This window comes from Methylobacterium sp. A54F (assembly GCF_053346035.1).
In genome coordinates this window covers 16,410-33,594 of sequence record NZ_JBKFBF010000019.1, presented here as the reverse complement: position 1 = coordinate 33,594, position 17,185 = coordinate 16,410, and the positions used below count along the sequence as shown (strand labels likewise).

Annotated in this window: 19 protein-coding genes; 12 read left to right on the top strand and 7 right to left on the bottom strand. The window is 72.6% G+C overall.

Going from position 1 to position 17,185, the window contains the following annotated elements; genetic code table 11:
• Nucleotides 1–23: 23 nt before the first annotated feature.
• Nucleotides 24–1,292 carry a diaminopimelate decarboxylase gene (lysA, locus tag ACLBXP_RS23230; protein WP_447670203.1) on the top strand — a complete coding sequence of 423 codons (1,269 nt, stop codon included), beginning with the start codon at nt 24–26 and terminating at the stop codon, nt 1,290–1,292.
• Between the two features lie 3 nt (nt 1,293–1,295).
• Here lysA and ACLBXP_RS23225 read toward each other — a convergent pair whose 3' ends face one another.
• A complete protein-coding gene (locus ACLBXP_RS23225) occupies nt 1,296–2,336 on the bottom strand; it encodes a threonine aldolase family protein (protein WP_447670202.1) in 1,041 nt (346 codons plus the stop codon).
• A gap of 102 nt (nt 2,337–2,438) precedes the next feature.
• A complete protein-coding gene (locus ACLBXP_RS23220; protein WP_447670201.1) occupies nt 2,439–2,669 on the bottom strand; it encodes a hypothetical protein in 231 nt (76 codons plus the stop codon).
• Nucleotides 2,670–2,836: 167 nt separating this feature from the next.
• Between ACLBXP_RS23220 and ACLBXP_RS23215 the strand changes: the two genes are divergently transcribed.
• From ACLBXP_RS23215 to ACLBXP_RS23185, 7 genes are all read left to right on the top strand, one after another.
• Nucleotides 2,837–5,443, top strand: coding sequence for a TIGR02302 family protein (locus ACLBXP_RS23215; RefSeq protein ID WP_447670200.1), 2,607 nt, complete (start codon nt 2,837–2,839; stop codon nt 5,441–5,443).
• A gap of 75 nt (nt 5,444–5,518) precedes the next feature.
• Nucleotides 5,519–5,704 carry a twin transmembrane helix small protein gene (locus tag ACLBXP_RS23210; protein WP_447670199.1) on the top strand — a complete coding sequence of 62 codons (186 nt, stop codon included), beginning with the start codon at nt 5,519–5,521 and terminating at the stop codon, nt 5,702–5,704.
• Nucleotides 5,705–5,860: 156 nt separating this feature from the next.
• Nucleotides 5,861–6,493 (top strand): acyloxyacyl hydrolase, encoded by a 633-nt coding sequence (locus ACLBXP_RS23205; protein WP_447670198.1) that lies wholly within the window; start codon nt 5,861–5,863, stop codon nt 6,491–6,493.
• Nucleotides 6,494–6,515: 22 nt separating this feature from the next.
• On the top strand, nt 6,516–7,088 hold the full coding sequence (locus ACLBXP_RS23200) for a cob(I)yrinic acid a,c-diamide adenosyltransferase (protein WP_447670197.1): 573 nt from the start codon (nt 6,516–6,518) through the stop codon (nt 7,086–7,088).
• Between the two features lie 215 nt (nt 7,089–7,303).
• The gene (locus ACLBXP_RS23195; RefSeq protein ID WP_447670196.1) at nt 7,304–8,053 is read left to right on the top strand and encodes an electron transfer flavoprotein subunit beta/FixA family protein; all 750 of its coding nucleotides are present in this window, start codon (nt 7,304–7,306) and stop codon (nt 8,051–8,053) included.
• 84 nt (nt 8,054–8,137) lie between these two features.
• Entirely contained in the window at nt 8,138–9,088 is a 951-nt protein-coding gene (locus ACLBXP_RS23190; protein WP_447670195.1) for an electron transfer flavoprotein subunit alpha/FixB family protein, read from the top strand.
• 208 nt (nt 9,089–9,296) lie between these two features.
• Nucleotides 9,297–10,178: a 3-hydroxybutyryl-CoA dehydrogenase gene (locus tag ACLBXP_RS23185; RefSeq protein ID WP_447670194.1), complete on the top strand. Its 882-nt coding sequence runs from the start codon at nt 9,297–9,299 to the stop codon at nt 10,176–10,178.
• A 58-nt stretch (nt 10,179–10,236) separates the two neighbouring features.
• Here ACLBXP_RS23185 and ACLBXP_RS23180 read toward each other — a convergent pair whose 3' ends face one another.
• The 5 genes from ACLBXP_RS23180 to ACLBXP_RS23160 form a co-directional block, all read right to left on the bottom strand.
• Nucleotides 10,237–10,536 (bottom strand): hypothetical protein, encoded by a 300-nt coding sequence (locus tag ACLBXP_RS23180; RefSeq protein ID WP_447670193.1) that lies wholly within the window; start codon nt 10,534–10,536, stop codon nt 10,237–10,239.
• Between the two features lie 124 nt (nt 10,537–10,660).
• Nucleotides 10,661–11,674: an NAD(P)H-quinone oxidoreductase gene (locus ACLBXP_RS23175; protein WP_447670192.1), complete on the bottom strand. Its 1,014-nt coding sequence runs from the start codon at nt 11,672–11,674 to the stop codon at nt 10,661–10,663.
• Between the two features lie 85 nt (nt 11,675–11,759).
• On the bottom strand, nt 11,760–12,401 hold the full coding sequence (gene upp, locus ACLBXP_RS23170; RefSeq protein ID WP_447670191.1) for a uracil phosphoribosyltransferase: 642 nt from the start codon (nt 12,399–12,401) through the stop codon (nt 11,760–11,762).
• 151 nt (nt 12,402–12,552) lie between these two features.
• On the bottom strand, nt 12,553–13,017 hold the full coding sequence (locus ACLBXP_RS23165) for a DUF2852 domain-containing protein (protein WP_447670190.1): 465 nt from the start codon (nt 13,015–13,017) through the stop codon (nt 12,553–12,555).
• 104 nt (nt 13,018–13,121) lie between these two features.
• Nucleotides 13,122–13,745: a TetR/AcrR family transcriptional regulator gene (locus ACLBXP_RS23160; RefSeq protein WP_447670189.1), complete on the bottom strand. Its 624-nt coding sequence runs from the start codon at nt 13,743–13,745 to the stop codon at nt 13,122–13,124.
• Between the two features lie 88 nt (nt 13,746–13,833).
• Here ACLBXP_RS23160 and ACLBXP_RS23155 point away from each other — a divergent pair, with 88 nt between their 5' ends.
• From ACLBXP_RS23155 to ACLBXP_RS23140, 4 genes are all read left to right on the top strand, one after another.
• The gene (locus ACLBXP_RS23155; RefSeq protein ID WP_447670188.1) at nt 13,834–14,136 is read left to right on the top strand and encodes a hypothetical protein; all 303 of its coding nucleotides are present in this window, start codon (nt 13,834–13,836) and stop codon (nt 14,134–14,136) included.
• 165 nt (nt 14,137–14,301) lie between these two features.
• Nucleotides 14,302–14,886: a HupE/UreJ family protein gene (locus ACLBXP_RS23150; protein ID WP_447670187.1), complete on the top strand. Its 585-nt coding sequence runs from the start codon at nt 14,302–14,304 to the stop codon at nt 14,884–14,886.
• Nucleotides 14,887–14,952: 66 nt separating this feature from the next.
• Nucleotides 14,953–15,951 carry an SMP-30/gluconolactonase/LRE family protein gene (locus tag ACLBXP_RS23145; RefSeq protein WP_447670186.1) on the top strand — a complete coding sequence of 333 codons (999 nt, stop codon included), beginning with the start codon at nt 14,953–14,955 and terminating at the stop codon, nt 15,949–15,951.
• A gap of 61 nt (nt 15,952–16,012) precedes the next feature.
• Nucleotides 16,013–17,182, top strand: coding sequence for an SMP-30/gluconolactonase/LRE family protein (locus ACLBXP_RS23140; protein WP_447670185.1), 1,170 nt, complete (start codon nt 16,013–16,015; stop codon nt 17,180–17,182).
• Nucleotides 17,183–17,185 lie beyond the last annotated feature (3 nt).

Below are 17,185 nucleotides of genomic sequence, written 5' to 3'. Positions count from 1 at the left end.
CGACTCTAGGCGTTCCCGCGACGATGCATCACTTCCAGTACCGCGACGGCCGCCTCCACGCGGAGGACGTCGACCTCACGCACCTCGCCGACACGGTCGGCACGCCGTTCTACTGCTACGCCTCGGCCACGCTGGAGCGGCACTACCGGGTGTTCGCGGAGGCCTTCGCGGGCGACGATGCCCTCGTCTGCTTCGCCATGAAGGCGAACTCGAACCAGGCGGTGCTCCGCACCCTCGCCCGCCAGGGCGCCGGCATGGACATCGTCTCCGAGGGCGAGCTGCGCCGCGCCCTCGCGGCGGGCGTCGACCCGGGCCGCATCGTGTTCTCGGGCGTCGGCAAGACGCCGGAGGAGATGCGCGCCGCGCTGGAGGCCGAAATCCTCTGCTTCAACGTCGAGAGCGAGCCGGAGCTCGCGACGCTCTCCGCTGTCGCCGACGGCATGGGCCGCCGGGCGCCGGTCTCGATCCGCGTCAACCCGGACGTAGACGCGGGCACGCACGCCAAGATCTCCACCGGCAAGTACGAGAACAAGTTCGGGATCCCGATCAGCCGCGCGCCCGCGGTCTACGCCGAGGCGGCCCGGATGCCGGGCCTCGCGGTGACGGGCGTCGACATGCACATCGGCAGCCAGATCACCGACCTCGCGCCCTTCGAGAGCGCCGCGCGCCTGCTCGCGGACCTCGCCCGCGACCTGATGGCGGCGGGCCACGCGCTCCACCACATCGATTTCGGAGGCGGCCTCGGCATCCCCTACCGGGACGACAACGCGCCCCCGCCCGACCCCGCAGCCCTCGCCGCGACCCTGCGCCCCCACTTCGCGCCCCTCGGCCTGCGCCCCGTCTTCGAGATCGGCCGGATGATCGCCGGCAACGCCGGCATCCTCGTGACCCGCGTGATCTACGTGAAGCACAGCGAGGGCCGCACCTTCGTGATCGTCGACGGCGCGATGAACGACCTGATCCGCCCCACCCTCTACGAGGCCTACCACGCGATCCGGCCCGTCGCCGAGCCGGCCCCCGACGCGCCCCGCGCCGTCGCCGACGTGGTCGGCCCCGTCTGCGAGAGCGGCGACTACCTCGCGCTGAACAGGGAGATGCCGGATGTCAGGGCCGGCGATCTCCTCGCCGTGATGACGGCGGGCGCCTACGGGGCCGTGCAGGCCGGGACCTACAACAGCCGCCGCCTCGTGCCGGAGGTGCTCGTGCGCGGCGCGGACGCGGCCGTCGTGCGCCCGCGCCAGACCTACGAGGAGCTGATCGGCCTCGACCGGGTGCCGGACTGGCTGGCCTGACGCTCACGCGTCGGCGGCGAGCGCGCGCAGGTCGCCGATCAGCGCGTCGATCCGTTCCTCCCGCGCATCCCAGCCGAACATGAAGCGGGCGCCGCCTCCGATGAAGGTGTAGAAGCGCCAGCCCCGCGCCCGCAGGGCCTCCATCAGGGCCGGCGCCATGCGCAGGAAGACGGCGTTGGCCTCCACGGGGAACATCGGCGCGACGCCCGGCAGACCCGCCACCGCCTCCGCGAAGCGCCGCGCGCAGGCGTTGCCGTGGGCGCCGTAGCGCAGCCAGGCGCCGCCCTCCAGCATGCCGACCCAGGGCGCTGCCAGGAAGCGCATCTTCGAGGCGAGCTGGCCCGCCTGCTTGCAGCGGTAGTCGAAATCCTCCGCGAGGTGGGCATCGAAGAACAGCACCGCCTCGCCCGCGTGCATGCCGTTCTTGGTGCCCCCGAAGCAGAGCACGTCGATGCCCGCGCGCCAGGTCATGTCGGCGGGGCTGCAGCCGAGGCTGGCGCAGGCGTTGGCGAAGCGGGCCCCGTCCATGTGCAAGCTCAGGCCGAGCGCGCGGCACCCCGCCGAGATCGCCCGCAGTTCGGCGACCGTGTAGACCTGCCCGGTCTCGGTCGGCTGCGTCAGGGTGACGACCCGCGGCTTCGGGTAGTGGATGTCGGTGCGGCTCGTGGCGAGCGCCCGGATCGCCTCCGGCGTCAGCTTGCCGTCGAAGGTCCGGGCGGTGAGGAGCTTCGAGCCGTTCGAAAAGAACTCCGGCGCGCCGCACTCGTCCGTCTCCACGTGGGCCGAATCGGCGCAGATCACGCTGTGGTAGGACTGGCAGAGGGCCGCGAGGGCCAGCGAGTTCGCCGCCGTGCCGTTGAACGCGAAGAACACCTCGCAGGGCGTCTCGAACAGCGCCCGGAAGCCGTCCGCGGCGCGCGTCGTCCAGGCATCCTCGCCGTAGGCCGGCGCGTGGCCGCGATTGGCTGCCTCCATGGACGTCCACGCCTCCGGACAGATCCCGGAATAGTTGTCGCTGGCGAATTGCTGGACGTCGTCGGACATGGGCGCAGGTCTCACGGCCGCGGATGCGACGGCACCCGGTTCGGCTGCGGGGGAACGGGGCGGGACCCGATCGGGTTCGGGAGCTAAGCGCGCCGCGTGCCCTCAGACGGGCTCGGCGTTGGTGTCGTCCATGCGCAGCGTCCAGGCCATGTGGCCCTCGGCATCCACCAGCCAGGCGAGGTTCGTGCGATCCGCCAGGAGCTGCTGGGAGCGGGAGAGCGCGACCGCGATGGCGTCCCGGAGGCTGGGCGCGTGGATCGCCTCGTCGCAGACCGGGGTGCGGACGACGCCGTTCGGCTCCCGCCAGGCAACCCGCAGTTGATAAGGCGGCATACCATCCTCCCCGGCGGGACGTTTACGCATAACGGTTGCGGAGGCAAGGGCATCGAATGCCGAGGGCGCCGCGTCGGCGCGGCGCCTGGGCGGATTTGACCCGCTGGCCGCCCTCCCCCACCATGGTAGGCTGACCGTGCGGGCAGGCGCCGGGGACGATCGCGAGCGTGACAGGACAGGATCCGAGACCCAGTCAGAGCCCGGTGCGGGCGCGCCTCGATGCGCTCGTCGGCCAGGCCCAGGCCGCCGGCCTGTGGGAGCGGGCCTGGCCCATCCTGTGGCGGGGCCTCGGCGTCGGGCTCGCCTTCCTGGCGGCCTCCTGGCTCGGCCTCTGGCTCGACCTGCCGCCCGCCGCCCGCATGGGCGGGATCGCGGCCTTCGCGCTGATCCTGGGCCTCGCCCTCCTGCCGGTCCTGCGGCTGCGCCGGCCGGACCGGCGCGCGGCCCTCGCCCGCATCGACCGGGAGGCGCAGGCGCGCGAGGGCGGGCTCGCCCACAACCCGGCCGCTGCCGTGGAGGACACCCTGGCGATCGGCGCCGCCGACCCGGCCACCCGCGCGCTCTGGGAGCTCCACCAGCGGCGCGCCGCAGCCGCGGTGGCGCGGCTGCGGGTCGGCCTGCCGCGCCCGATGATGCCGCGCCACGACCCCTACGCGCTCCGCGCCGGGCTGATCGTGGCGGCGGTCGCAAGCCTGTTCGTGGCGGGGCCCGAGTGGCGCGTGCGCCTCGGCGCCGCGTTCGACTGGCACGAGCCGCCGCCCGCCGCCCCGAGCTTCCGGGTCGACGGCTGGATCGACCCGCCCCTCTACACGCGGCTGCCGCCCCTCATCGTGACCATGACCGGCGGCGAGCAGCGCCTGCGCGCGCCCGTGAACGCGACCCTGATCGTGCGGGTCGCCGGCGAGGGCGAGGCCGCGCTGACCCCCAATCCCGGCCTGAGGCCGCTCCCCGGCAAGGAGGCGCGGCCCGACCTGCGGGAGGACCGGTTCCAGATCGTCGGGCCGCTGGCCGAACTCAGCATCGCCACGGGCGGCCAGACGCAGCGCCTGATCGTCGAGGCGATCCCCGACAACCCACCGGAGGTGCGCAGCGTCGGCGGGCCGGAGGTGAACGGCCGCGGCACCTTCAACCTGACCTACCGCGCCAAGGACGATTACGGCATCGCCTCGGCGGAGGGCCTGGTCGAGCCCCTGAAGCCCGCCCGCGCGCTGGTGCCGCCGCCGCGCATCGCCCTGGCGCTGCCGGGCGACGCCTCGGGGGAGACCGACACGAAGACCCTGGTCGACCTCACCGACAATCCCTGGTCGGGGGCGCGGGTGCGCTTCTCGATCGTCGTGAAGGACGAGGCCGGGCAGGAGGGCCGCACGGCGCCGGTGGAGATGACGCTGCCGGCCCGGCCGTTCCGGGATCCGCTGGCGCGCGCGCTGGCCGAGGAGCGCCGCCGCCTCGTGACCGGCCCCGACGAGGGCCGGCGCCACGCGCAGGGCGCCCTCGACGCGCTCCTCGTCGCGCCCGACCTGTTCACCCCGAACCCGAGCGTCTTCCTCGGCCTCAAGACCGCGGCCCGGCGCCTGCGCAAGGCCGACAGCGACGAGGGCCTCACGGAGGTCGCCGACCTCCTCTGGGAGATGGCCCTCAAGATCGAGGACGGCGACCTCTCGGACGCCGAGAAGCAGCTCCGCCAGGCGCAGGACCGGCTCAAGGAGGCGATCGACCGCAACGCGCCGGACGACGAGATCAAGCGCCTCACCGAGGACCTCAAGCAGGCGCTGGACAAGTTCATGAAGGAGTTCGCCCAGCGCCAGGGCCGGGAGCCCGGCAAGCAGGGCGAGCGCCAGCAGCAGGGCAACCAGCAGTCGAAGACCGTCACCCCGGAAGACCTCGACAAGATGCTGCGCGACATGGCCGAGGCGATGAAGCGCGGCGACACCGCCGAGGCGCAGCGCCTGATGGAGCAGCTGCGCAACATCCTCGAGAACCTCCAGAGCGCCGAGCAGGGCGGCAAGTCCGACCCGACCGCCAAGGCGATGCGCGAGCAGATGCGCGAACTCGACCAGATGAGCCGCGACCAGCAGGAGCTGCGCGACGAGACCTTCAAGGACGGCCAGCAGAAGCGCGGCGGCGAGAGCCAGGGCCAGCGTCCGCAGCAGCGCGGCCAGGGCCAGAAGGGCCAGCAGGGACAGGGCCAGCCCCAGCAGGGCCAGGGCGAGCAGCAGCAGGGCCAGCGCGGGCAAGGCCAGAAGGGCCAGCAGGGACAGGGTCAGCAGGGCGAGGGCGGCGTGGGCGAGCGCCAGCAGGCGCTGCGGCAGCGCCTGGAGGATCTCCAGCGCCGCATGAAGGAGAACGGCGCGAAGGGCGAGGAAGGTCTCTCGGACGCCGAGGACGCCATGCGGGAGGCCGAGAACGCCCTGCGCCAGGGCAAGGAGGGCGAGGCGGTCGACGCCCAGGGCCGCGCCCTCGACGGGCTGAAGCGCGGCGCGGAGGGCATGCAGCAGCAGATGCAGGAGATGGCTGAGGGCGAGGGCCAGGGCGAGCAGGAGGGCGGCCAGAACCCGAGCCAGCAGGGCCAGGCCGGCGCCCGCGACGACGACCCGCTCGGACGCCCGACCCGCGGCCGCGACATGTCGGACGGCCGGGTCCGCGTGCCGGGCGCCGACGAATCCGCCGTGCAGCGCGCCCGCCGCATCATGGAGGAGCTCCGGCGCAAGCTCGGCGACCCGACCCGCTCGCGCGAGGAGCTCGACTACTTCGAACGCCTGCTGCGACGGAACTGACCGGCCGGGGCCCCTGCCCCCGGCCAAGGTCCGCGCCTATGTTGCGGGCACCCGCCACCAACCGATCGCCGATTGATGTCCTCCAACACCCTCGTTCTCCTGGCCTGCCTCGCGGTGGCCGTGGTGCTCCTCTTCGGCCTCGCCAACATGATGCGGGGCGGGAGCGCCAACCTCTCGCAGCGCCTGATGCGCCTGCGGGTGCTGCTGCAGTTCGTGGCCATCGTGATCATCATGGGTGTCGTGTGGTGGCGCTCCGCCTGAGCCGGGCCGGCGGCCGAAGGTGTGGCGGTCGCGCCGCACAGGCCGGAGATCGCGCGGCTGCGGGATGATTTTCGACGCTCAGCGCCCGGCACAACCTGCCGCTGCCGGCAGCCCCCATGGTAGTGACGGACGGTTCAACCGGATCACCGTTTGCCCATGGCCATCAACATCCTCCGCCTCGCCCTCGGCGCGACGCTCCTGACCGGCGTGCTTCCCGCAGCGGCGGCGGATCTCGGCGTGCCCGCCCGCGCCCCCGTCTACGCGGCGCCGGTGCAGCCCATGAGCATCGTCTCCGAGGTGCGGATCGGCGGCGCGGTGCAGGATCCCGGCAGCGCCGAGGGCAAGGCCCGGGGCTTCGCCACCGAGAACGTCAACGGCGAGATCCTGTTCGCCAAGCCGGTGGTGAGCCTCGACCCGTTCTGGCAGGCCTTCGTGCCCCGCCCCACGGTCGGCGGCAGCTACAACACCGGCGGCCGCACGAGCTACGCCTATATCGGCGGCACCTGGACGGTGGACCTCTTCCCCGAGACGCTCGGGCGCCGCGTCTTCCTCGAAGGCTTCTTCGGCGGCGCGGCCCACAACGGCTACACGGGTCCGAAGTCCGGCACGCCCTACGGCTTCAACACGCTGGGCTGCAGCCCGCTCTTCCGCGAGGCGGCCGCCCTGGGCTTCCGTCTCACCGAGCATTGGAGCATCATGGCGACGGTCGAGCACATGTCGAACGCGGGCCTCTGCGCCGACAACCGCGGCCTGACCAACTTCGGGGGCAAGCTCGGCTACACGTTCTGAGCTGTCGGGACAGGGAACGCCGGTGGTCACGCTCAACCGCATCTACACGCGCACCGGCGACAAGGGCACCACGGCGCTCGCGAACGGCGAGCGCCGCTCGAAGGCGGACCTGAGGGTCGAGACCTACGGCACCGTCGACGAGACCAACGCCTGCGTCGGCCTCGCCCGGCTCCACGCCGATGCGCGCCTCGACGGCATGCTGTCGGCGATCCAGAACGACCTGTTCGACCTCGGCGCCGACCTCGCCACGCCGCCGAGCCCGGAGCCGCTGCCCTACGAGCCCCTGCGCGTCGTCGCCTCGCAGGTGAAGCGCCTCGAGGCGGACATCGACGCCCTCAACGCGGACCTCGCGCCGCTGAAGTCCTTCGTCCTGCCGGGCGGCTCGCCGGCCTCCGCGGCGCTCCACCTCGCCCGCACCGTCTGCCGTCGGGCCGAGCGCCTCGCCGTTGAGCTCGCCGGGCTCCCGGGCGAGACCGTCTCGCCGGAGGCGATCCAGTACCTCAACCGCCTGTCGGACTTCCTGTTCGTGGCGAGCCGCACCGCCAACGGGAACGGCGCGAGCGACGTCCTCTGGGTGCCGGGCAAGAACCGGTAGACGAGCCGGCAGCCGAACGATCCGCGAGAACCATCCGCAAGCACCGGTTGTGCCCGCGCCCGGGCCGTGAGCCGCTCAACCGGGCGGGGCGGCCGGCCGCGTTGACAAGGCGGAAATGTGGCCGTTACGGTCCGCGCCCTGTGCGGGGGGCTCCGGTCGAGAGACCGATGCACTCGGCTGCCGAAGAACAATCCCCGCGGAGGAATGAGACCGCCATGAAGGTTCTGGTGCCCGTCAAGCGGGTGGTCGACTACAATGTGAAGATCCGCGTGAAGGCCGACGGCTCCGGCGTGGAGCTCTCCAACGTCAAGATGTCGATGAACCCCTTCGACGAGATCGCCGTCGAGGAGGCGATCCGGCTCAAGGAGAAGGGCAAGGTCACCGAGATCGTGGCCGTCTCGATCGGCCCGCAGCAGGCCCAGGAGACGCTGCGCACGGCGCTGGCCATGGGCGCGGACCGCGCCATCCTGATCAAGACCGACGTGAACTGCGAGCCGCTGGCGGTGGCCAAGCTCCTCAAGGCCGTGGTCGAGAAGGAGACGCCCGAGCTCGTCATCCTCGGCAAGCAGGCGATCGACGACGACTCGAACCAGACCGGCCAGATGCTGGGCGCCCTGCTGGGCTGGCCCCAGGGCACCTTCGCGTTCAAGGTCGAGTTCGGCGAGGGCAGCATCGACGTGACGCGGGAGGTCGACGGCGGCCTCCAGACGGTGGGCCTCAAGCTCCCGGCGATCGTCACCACGGACCTGCGCCTCAACGAGCCGCGCTATGCGAGCCTGCCCAACATCATGAAGGCCAAGAAGAAGCCGCTGGAGGAGCTGGCGCCCGACGCCCTCGGGGTCGACGTCACGCCGAAGCTGACGGTTCTCAAGACGGTCGAGCCCCCGGGCCGTCAGGCCGGCGTCAAGGTCGGCTCCGCCGCCGACCTCGTGCAGAAGCTCAAGGTCGAAGCCGGCGTCATCTGACGCCGCCCCGCCCGCCCGAACCATCCCGGGCCCGCCGGCAGCCTCCAGGCGCCGCGGGTCCCCGACCCGAGGAACCCCACCACGATGACGACTCTGCTCTATGTCGAGCACGACAACGGCGCGGTGAAGGACGCGTCGCTGAAGGCGCTCACCGCTGCCCGGGACATGGGCGGCCCGGTCCACCTGCTCGTGCTCGGCTCGGGCTCCAAGGCGGCGGCCGACGCCGCCGCGAAGCTCGCCGGCGTCGAGAAGGTGCTGAACGCCGAGGACGCGGCCTACGACCACGCCCTGGCCGAGCCGACGGCGGCGCTGATCGCGGCGATCGCGGAGCCCTACGACACCATCGTGGCCGCGGCCTCGACCACGGGCAAGAACGTGCTGCCGCGGGTGGCCGCCCTCCTCGACGTCGCGCAGGTCTCCGACATCATCAAGGTGGTCTCGCCCGACACGTTCGAGCGGCCGATCTACGCCGGCAACGCGATCCAGACCGTGCAGGCGCCGGGCCCCAAGAAGGTCATCACGGTGCGCACGGCAGCCTTCAAGGCGGCCGAGGAGGGCGGCAGCGCCGCGGTCGAGGCCGTCCCGGCGGCCGCGCCCGAGGCCGGCGGCGCCTCGTTCAAGGGCGAGGAGATCGCCAAGTCCGACCGGCCGGAGCTGGCCTCGGCCCGCATCATCGTCTCGGGCGGCCGCTCCCTCGGCTCGGCCGACAAGTTCAAGGAGCTGATCGAGCCGCTGGCCGACAGCCTCGGCGCTGCCGTCGGCGCATCGCGCGCGGCCGTGGATGCGGGCTACGCGCCGAACGACTGGCAGGTCGGTCAGACCGGCAAGGTGGTTGCCCCCGACCTCTACGTGGCGGTCGGCATCTCGGGCGCCATCCAGCACCTCGCCGGCATGAAGGACTCGAAGGTCATCGTCGCGATCAACAAGGACGAGGACGCGCCGATTTTCCAGGTGGCCGATTACGGGCTCGTCGGCGACCTGTTCCAGGTCGTGCCGGAACTGTCCTCCGAGATCGGTAAGGTCAAGGGCCAGTAATCGGGCTAGTTCCGAGCCGCGGGACCCGTCTTCCGGCGGGTCCCGTGACAGACGCCGCCCGGTTCGGCGCGGACGGGTTCCGCCCCCGGGCCGGATCGGTCTAAAAGGTCGTTGCGCCGCCGCGAGAGGGCTTGTCCGCCCGTTGCCCGGCGAGAATCCACTGTGGCAGTCGGTTCGGCTGCGTGCCAGCGAGGGTGCGGACGGACACATGGGCATCGAAATCAAGCGGGTCGGCATCATCGGCGCGGGCCAGATGGGCAGCGGTATCGCCCATGTCTGCGCCATGGCCGGCCTCGATGTCCTCCTGAACGACCGGGAGGCCAACCGGATCGAGACGGGTCTGGCCAACATCTCCGGCGCTCTCGGCCGTCAGCTTACCAAGGGAACCATCGACGAGGGTCAGAAGCGCGCCGCCCTGGACCGGATCCAGGCCGCGCCGGCCTTCGCCGACCTCTACCCCTGCGATCTCGTCATCGAGGCCGCCACGGAGGACGAGGCGACGAAGCGCCAGATCTTCTCGACGCTCTGCAGCTCGCTCAAGCCCGAGGCGCTGGTCGCGACCAACACCTCCTCGATCTCGATCACGCGGCTCGCTGCCGCGACCGACCGGCCCGAGCGCTTCATCGGCATCCACTTCATGAACCCGGTTCCGGTGATGCAGCTCGTGGAGCTGATCCGCGGCATCGCCACCGAGGACCCGACCTACGAGTCGGCCAAGGCGTTCATCGCCAAGCTCGGCAAGACCTCGACGATGTCCGAGGATTTCCCGGCCTTCATCGTCAACCGCATCCTGCTGCCGATGATCAACGAGGCGATCTACACGCTCTACGAGGGCGTCGGCTCGGTGGAATCCATCGACACGGCCATGCGGCTCGGCGCGAACCACCCGATGGGCCCGCTGCAGCTTGCCGACTTCATCGGCCTCGATACCTGCCTGTCGGTGATGCAGGTCCTCTACGAGGGGCTCGCCGACTCGAAGTACCGGCCCTGCCCGCTGCTCGTGAAGTACGTCGAGGCCGGCTGGCTCGGCCGCAAGTCGAAGCGCGGCTTCTACGATTACCGCGGCGAGACGCCGGTGCCGACCCGCTGAGGCGGGCCGGCGCGCGAAAGTTTCTGCGGACCGCCGGGGCGGGCCGGAATGGGCAGGCTTACTTGTTGCCGTTGGCGCTCGGCTGGGCCGGCTGCGGGTAGGCCGGATTCTCGGTCGGCACCTTGCTCGTGTTCGACGAGGACGGCGCATTGGACTGGCCCGTGACCGAGCCGGTGATCTCCTTGCGGGAGGCGTCCTGGCTCTGGCTGGCATAGTCCTTCGGCGAGCTGGCACCCTGCCAGGTCATCAGGCCGACCGTCGCGATGGCGAGCAGGACGAGGCTCGCCAGCAGCACCCACAGGACCGGCTTGCCGCGCTCGCCCTGGCGTGCGCCCTGCTCCGGAACTTTCTCAACCATCGGAAACCTCTCGCGTTTTTGGCCCAGCGACCTGAGCGGTGCCGCGCATGCGACACGAATTCGTGACGGCCGGAAACGCGAGGTTGCGGGCGGTTGTTCCTGTTGCCCGCGGGAGAAGCCGGGCTCAGCGGCCGGTGAGGAGCAGGATCTTGCCGAGGTGCGCGCTCGATTCCATCAGGGCGTGAGCCTTGCCGGCCTCTTCGAGCGGGAAGGTCGCGTGGATCACCGGGCGGACCGTGCCGGCGTCGAGGTCCGGCCAGACGTCCCGGCGCAGGCCGTCCGCGATCGCGGCCTTGTCGCGGTTCGGCCGGGCCCGCAGCGTCGCGCCGGTCACCGTCAGGCGCTTGAGCATGATCGGCGTCAGGGTCAGCGCGTCCGCCTTGTAGCCGCCCATGAAGGCGATGATCACGAGGCGCCCCTCGACGGCGAGGGAATTGACGTTCTTCTGCAGGTACTTCGCGCCGATCATGTCGAGGATGACATCGACGCCCTTGCCCTCGGTGATCCGCTTGACCTCCTCGGCGAAGTCCGCCTCGCGGTAGTTGATGGCGTGGTCGGCGCCGAGCTCCTCGCAGAACCGGCACTTCTCGGCGGAGCCCGCGGTCGTGATGACCCGGGCACCCAGGCGCTTGGCGACCTGGATCGCCGTCGAGCCGATGCCGCTCGACCCGCCATGGACCAGGAAGGTCTCGCCCGCCTGCAGGCGGCCCCGCTGGACCACGTTGGAATAGACCGTGAAGAAGGTCTCGGGCAGGCCGCCCGCATCCGCGAGCGAGAGGGCCGCGGGCTTCGGCAGGCACTGCGCGGCCTCGGCCACCGCGAACTCGGCGTAGCCGCCGCTGATCACCAGGGCGCAGACCTCGTCGCCCGGCGCGAGCCCGGTGACGCCCTCGCCGAGCGCGACGACGCGGCCGGCGACTTCGAGGCCCGGCACCTCGGTGGCGCCCTTCGGCGGCGGGTAGTTGCCCTGCCGCTGCATCACGTCCGGCCGGTTGATGCCCGCGGAGACCACCTCGATCAGGACCTGGCCGGGCCCCGGCACCGGGAGCGGCACCGTCTCGACGCCGATCACCTCCGGGCCGCCGGCGCCCTCGAAGCGGATCTGGCGCATGGTCTCGGGCAGGGTCGAAGCGGACATGGGGTTCCTCCGTATCGGCCCCTAGTTGCGGTCCGCCGCAGGCTTGGCAAGGGGGCCAGCCAGGGCGGCGCTCGCCGCGCGGGCGTCAGCGGGTGCCGTACATCCGGTCGCCCGCGTCGCCGAGGCCCGGCACGATGTAGCCGTGGTCGTTGAGGTGCCGGTCGATCGCGGCGGTCCAGATCGGCACCTCCGGGTGGGCCTCCTGCAGCCGGGCGATGCCCTCGGGGGCGGCGAGCAGGCAGACGAAGCGCAGGTCCTGCGCGCCGCGCTCCTTGAGGCGCTGCAGGGCGGCGACCGCCGAGTTCGCCGTCGCGAGCATCGGGTCGAGCACGAGGACGGTCCGGTCCGCGAGGTCGGAGGGCGCCTTGAAGTAGTACTCCACCGCCTCGAGCGTCTCCGGGTCGCGGTAGAGGCCCACATGCGCGACGCGGGCGGAGGGGACGAGGGAGAGCATCCCGTCGAGGAAGCCGACGCCGGCCCGCAGGATCGGGGCGAGCACGAGCTTCTTGCCCTGGATCTGCCGGCCCTCCATGGGCTCGATCGGCGTCTCGATGGTGACGGGTTCGAGCGGCAGGTCGCGGGTCACCTCGTAGGCGAGCAGCATGCCGATCTCGTTGAGGAGGCGCCGGAAGCCCTGCGTGGAGCGCGCCTTGTCGCGCAAGAGGGTGAGCTTGTGCTGCACCAGGGGGTGATCGACCACCGTCACCTTCGCCGCGCCCGCCTGCATCGCCCTCGCCTCCCGACCTCCGGTTGCCCGCCCCTGGTTGCAGGCCCCGGTGAGCGCCTACGAAAGGCCGAAGGTGCGGCCCGACGCAAGGAGGGCTCCCCGCTTTTCACGGGGAGCCCTCCGCGGTGCCGTCGGAAGGTCTGGCCGGGGATCAGGCGGTGTGGGTGCCGCCGTTGCCCTCGGAGCGGCGCTTGGCCATGAAGGCGTCGAACTGCTCGCGGTCCTTGGCCCGCTTCAGCTCCTCGACGAACTCCGCGAAGGCGCGGCTCTCCTCCTGGAGCGCGCGGCGCTGCGCCTCCAGCCGGTCGAGCTCGGCCCGGCGATAGGCGTCGAAGGCCGCGTTGCCGGTGCCGCCGTTGGCGGTCTCGAAGGCGCGGGCGAAGCGCGAGGCCGGCCGGGCGCCGCCGTTCCACGAGGACACGCCCCGCTGGGCGAGGTCGCGCATCTCGGAGAGAGCCGGGTAGCCCGCGAGCTTCCAGGCGATGTAGGCGACCGCGATGGGCCACCAGTAGACGAAGCTGACCACGATGGCGCCGATCTCCAGGGATCGGCGGGGGAAGGGACCGCTGCGGCAGGCCCTGCCCGCGGACCAGGGAGAGGAGGACGAAATGCTCACGGTTCACGGCTCCATGTAAATGTGAACCCCATTCACATGCGGGCACACCCGGCGGGTTTCAAGGGCAGCGAAGCTCGCAGGCCGCGATTTGGCGAGGCCCCGCCTCAGGCGCCCCGCTGGCCGGCGCCGTGCACGAGGGCCAGCACGCCGGCCCGCAGGAGCTCGTACTTGTCCGGCACGCTGGGGCCGCGCGGCAGCTGCTCGGCGGCCGACAGGGTGGCGAGGCCGTGGGACAGGGCCCAGACTTCGAGCGCGATGAAGCGCGGGTCGATGCCGCCGAACCCGTCCGGGAAAGTCGACTGCAGGGCCTCGACCAGCAGGTCGAACGGGCTCGGCCGCGGCGCGCCCTCGACCGCGAGGCCGGCCCGGCGGACCTCGAAGATCGCCGCGTAGTAGCCGGGCTCCTCCTCGGCGAAGGCCAGGTAGGCCTCGCCCATGCGGGTGAAGCGCTCCAGCGCCGTGCCCCGCGAGGTCAGGGCCCGGGCGAGGCGGTCGGCAAGGTCGGCGAAGCCGCGGCCGGCCACTTCCTCCAGCAGCGCCTCGCGCCCGCGGAAGTGGCGGTAGAGGGCCGCGGGGGTGACGCCCACGAGGCGGGCGGCGTCGACCAGCGTGAAGCCGCCGATGCCGCGCTCGGCGATGAAGCGGCGCGCGGCCTCGATCAGGGCTTCCTTGAGGTTGCCGTGATGGTAGCTGCGGCGGTCGCCGGGCCCTTCCCGCCAGGGTCGCAAGGGGGTCTCCTCGTCAGGATGTCGCCCGTTTCCTAAGCTTGAACGCCCGACCTGTCACACGCTTCCTGCGCGGAGGAGCGAACTTCCCATGGCCTTCCTCAGCCTCAAGACCTGGCGGGCGCGCTCCGCGGAGCAGGCGGCCCAGTCGGCGCGCCTCAAGGCTGAGGTCGGCGCCACCCTCGGCCTCGGGCCCGCCGATGCCGTCAACGTGAACGAGATCGCCTGCCCGGATCCGGGCTGCCCGGACCTGGAGACCGTCGTGCTGGTAATGCGCGCGGGGGAGCCGACCCGCGCCTTCCGGATCCGCAAGACCGTCGACGGGGTGGACGGCGAGGACCTTGCGGCGCTGGCCGCCGACGAGGCCGCGCGCCGCAGCGCCGGCACGCGCTGAACCGCCGGGCCTCCGGCGCGCTTGATGCGGAGGGGCGCCGCGGTGGTTGGCGTGCGGGAGCCGGACGGCGCGGGCTTGCGCTGCCTGCCCCAACCGGTCCAGCCTGCGCCCGAAATTTTCCGCCGACACCTCCGCCGACATCCTCCCCCCGGAGACCCGAAACCGATGAAGCGCCTCCTCGCCGCCCTGCCGGCCGCCCTGCTCCTCCTGCCCCTGCCCGCCCTCGCCCATCCGGGCCACGGGGACGCGGCCGGGTTCCTGCACGGCTTCCAGCACCCCCTCGGCGGGCTCGACCACGTGCTCGCGATGGTGGCGGTCGGCCTCCTCGCGGCGATCCGGGGCGGCCGCGCCCTGTGGCTGCTGCCCGCGGCCTTCCTCACGATGATGACGGGGGGCGCCCTCCTCGGGATGGCCGGCATCGCCCTGCCCCACGCGGAGGCCGGCATCGCCCTCTCCATCGTGGCGTTCGGGATCGCGGCCGCGATGGGCCTCTCCCTGCCGCTCGTCGGCGCGACCCTGCTGGTGGCCGCCTTCGCGGTGTTCCACGGCTACGCCCACGGCGCCGAAATGCCCGAGGCGGCCTCCGGCCTCGCCTACGGCGCCGGCTTCCTGGCAGCGACCGCGCTCCTGCACGCGGCCGGGATCGGGCTCGGCCTCGCGGCGGGCGGCCTCACCCGCGGCCGGGGGGCGGCCCTCTCCGGCGGCGCCATCGCGGCGGCGGGCGTGGCGATCCTCGCGGGCGCCCTCTGACGGGGCGTCGCCCGGGCGCGGTCCCGGGCGCCGGGATCGTCCGGCCCCGCGACGCGTTGGCCGGGCATGTCCCCGCATCGCCGTCCGGTCCATCGACGCACGCTCCTCCGCGGCACGCTCGCCGTCCTCGCCGGGGCCGCCCTGCCCCGGCCGGCGGCCGCCGCTCCCGTGGTGCGGATCGACGATCCGCGCATGCGGGAGGTCGTCGATCCGGCCGCGCGCCTGGAGACGCTCTACCGCGAGGGGCGCTGGTGCGAGGGCCTGTGCTGGGCGCCGGCCCTCGGCGGCCTCGTCTTCAGCGACGTGAAGGCCAACCACATCCGGGTCCTCACCGAGGCCCGTGAGACCCGCAGCCTGCGCGACCCGTCGAACAACGCCAACGGCAACACGCTCGATGCCGCGGGGCGCCTCGTCACCTGCGAGCATCGCGGCCGCCGGGTCGTGCGCCGGGAGGCGGACGGGCGCCTCACGGTGCTGGCGGAGGCCTTCGAGGGCAGGCCTCTGAATGCGCCGAACGACGCCGTGCTCGGTCCGGACGGGGCGATCTGGTTCACCGATCCGGTCTTCGGCATCCGCCTGCCCGACGAGGGGGTGATGGCCGAGCCCGCGCAGGCCGCGCGGCGCGTCTACCGCGTGGCGGCGCCCGGCCGGGTCGAGGCCATGACGGACGCGGCCGGCCAGCCGAACGGCCTCGCCTTCGCGCCGGACGGCCGGACTTTCTACCTCGCCGATGCCGGTGCGGCCATGAACCCGGAGGGGGCCCGCACCATCCTGGCCCTCCCGTTCGCGGACGGGCGGCTCGGCCCGGCCCGGACCTTCGCGCGCCTCGATGCCGGTATCGCGGACGGACTCGCCGTGGACGCGGCCGGACGCCTCTACGCGGCCTGCGCGGACGGGGTGCGGATCTACGCGCCCGACGGAACGCCCCTCGGGCGGATCGCGACGCCGCGCACGGCGGCGAACCTCACCATCGGCGGGCCGGACGGGCACCGCCTCTACGTCTCCGCCGGCCCCGCGATCCACGCGATCCCCCTGCGGGTCGGCGCCGCACCGCGCTTCGGCTGAACCCGCCGAAGCTTGCGCGACCAAGACCATCTCCCAAGCAACACCGCCCGCAAGGATTGCCATGCCCCTGGTGCGACGCTCCCTCCTTGCCGGCCTCGCCGCGACGACCCTCGGGCGTCCGGCAGCCGCAGAGACCAAGCCGGCGCGGCAGGCCGCCACCGCCCGAGAGGCCGGCGCGATGGAGCTGGCGCTCCTCGCGGACGCGCCCTCGACGCCGACGGGCCTCGCGATCTCGCGGTCCGGCCGGGTCTTCGTGATGATGCCGCGCTTCACCGCCGAGGTGCCCGTCACCGTCGCGGAGGTGATGCCGGACGGCTCGACCCGGCCCTACCCGAGCGCGGAGGCGAACCGGCCGGACACGAAGCGTCCGCAGGAGCGGCTGTTCCACGTGCCCAACGGCGTGTTCGACCGCGAGGACGCCCTCTGGCTCCTCGATGCCGGCCTGCCCGAGGGCAAGGGTCCACCGGTGAAGGGCGGCGCCAAGCTCCTGCAGATCGACCTCGCCAGCGACGCGATCCGCCTGGTGATCCCCCTCGAATCCGGGGTGACGCCGGCCTCCTCGCTGAACGACCTGCGGGTCGGCACCCGGAACGGGCGGCCGGTGGCCTACATCACGGACCAGGGCCAGGAAGAGGAGGGCGCGATCCTCGCGGTCGAGCTCGATTCGGGCCGCGTCGTGCGCCGCCTCGACGGGCACGCGAGCACCGCCTCGCAGAAGGGCGTGGTCAAGTTCGTGGAGCACCGCCCCGTCATGCAGGACAAGGGCGAGGGGCCGCCGAAGCCGGTGACGGGGGGCGCCAACGGCATCGCGCTGAGCCCGGACGGGCGCCGCCTCTACTACGCGCCGCTGATCGGCCGGCGCCTCTACGCGGTGGACACGGGCGCGCTCCTCGATCCCGACGCGACGGAGGCCGAGGTCGCGGCCTCCGTGGAAGATCTCGGCGAGAAAGGCCTGACGGGGGGCCTGATCACCGACGCGCGGGATCGCGTCTACCTCGCCCTGCAGGAGCAGAACGCGGTCGGCCGCCGCGACCCGGACGGCACCATCACGGTAATCGCCTCGGACCCCCGCCTGATCTGGGCGGACACCTTCTGGATCACGCCGGACCGCTGGCTCTACGTCTCGGCCGCGCAGGTGAATCGCCGCCCCGAGTACAACGGCGGCCGGGACCTGCAGGAGCCGCCCTACGCGATCCTGCGGGTGCGCATCGACGCCGACCCGGTGCCTTGACCG

What these genes read in the sequence shown, in the direction of transcription:
- lysA (WP_447670203.1), top strand. Translation starts at nt 24, where the DNA reads ATGCATCACTTCCAGTACCGCGACGGCCGCCTCCACGCGGAGGACGTC.
- ACLBXP_RS23225 (WP_447670202.1), bottom strand. Translation starts at nt 2,336, where the DNA reads ATGTCCGACGACGTCCAGCAATTCGCCAGCGACAACTATTCCGGGATC.
- ACLBXP_RS23220 (WP_447670201.1), bottom strand. Translation starts at nt 2,669, where the DNA reads ATGCCGCCTTATCAACTGCGGGTTGCCTGGCGGGAGCCGAACGGCGTC.
- ACLBXP_RS23210 (WP_447670199.1), top strand. Translation starts at nt 5,519, where the DNA reads ATGTCCTCCAACACCCTCGTTCTCCTGGCCTGCCTCGCGGTGGCCGTG.
- ACLBXP_RS23205 (WP_447670198.1), top strand. Translation starts at nt 5,861, where the DNA reads ATGGCCATCAACATCCTCCGCCTCGCCCTCGGCGCGACGCTCCTGACC.
- ACLBXP_RS23195 (WP_447670196.1), top strand. Translation starts at nt 7,304, where the DNA reads ATGAAGGTTCTGGTGCCCGTCAAGCGGGTGGTCGACTACAATGTGAAG.
- ACLBXP_RS23190 (WP_447670195.1), top strand. Translation starts at nt 8,138, where the DNA reads ATGACGACTCTGCTCTATGTCGAGCACGACAACGGCGCGGTGAAGGAC.
- ACLBXP_RS23185 (WP_447670194.1), top strand. Translation starts at nt 9,297, where the DNA reads ATGGGCATCGAAATCAAGCGGGTCGGCATCATCGGCGCGGGCCAGATG.
- ACLBXP_RS23180 (WP_447670193.1), bottom strand. Translation starts at nt 10,536, where the DNA reads ATGGTTGAGAAAGTTCCGGAGCAGGGCGCACGCCAGGGCGAGCGCGGC.
- ACLBXP_RS23175 (WP_447670192.1), bottom strand. Translation starts at nt 11,674, where the DNA reads ATGTCCGCTTCGACCCTGCCCGAGACCATGCGCCAGATCCGCTTCGAG.
- upp (WP_447670191.1), bottom strand. Translation starts at nt 12,401, where the DNA reads ATGCAGGCGGGCGCGGCGAAGGTGACGGTGGTCGATCACCCCCTGGTG.
- ACLBXP_RS23155 (WP_447670188.1), top strand. Translation starts at nt 13,834, where the DNA reads ATGGCCTTCCTCAGCCTCAAGACCTGGCGGGCGCGCTCCGCGGAGCAG.
- ACLBXP_RS23150 (WP_447670187.1), top strand. Translation starts at nt 14,302, where the DNA reads ATGAAGCGCCTCCTCGCCGCCCTGCCGGCCGCCCTGCTCCTCCTGCCC.
- ACLBXP_RS23145 (WP_447670186.1), top strand. Translation starts at nt 14,953, where the DNA reads ATGTCCCCGCATCGCCGTCCGGTCCATCGACGCACGCTCCTCCGCGGC.
- ACLBXP_RS23140 (WP_447670185.1), top strand. Translation starts at nt 16,013, where the DNA reads ATGCCCCTGGTGCGACGCTCCCTCCTTGCCGGCCTCGCCGCGACGACC.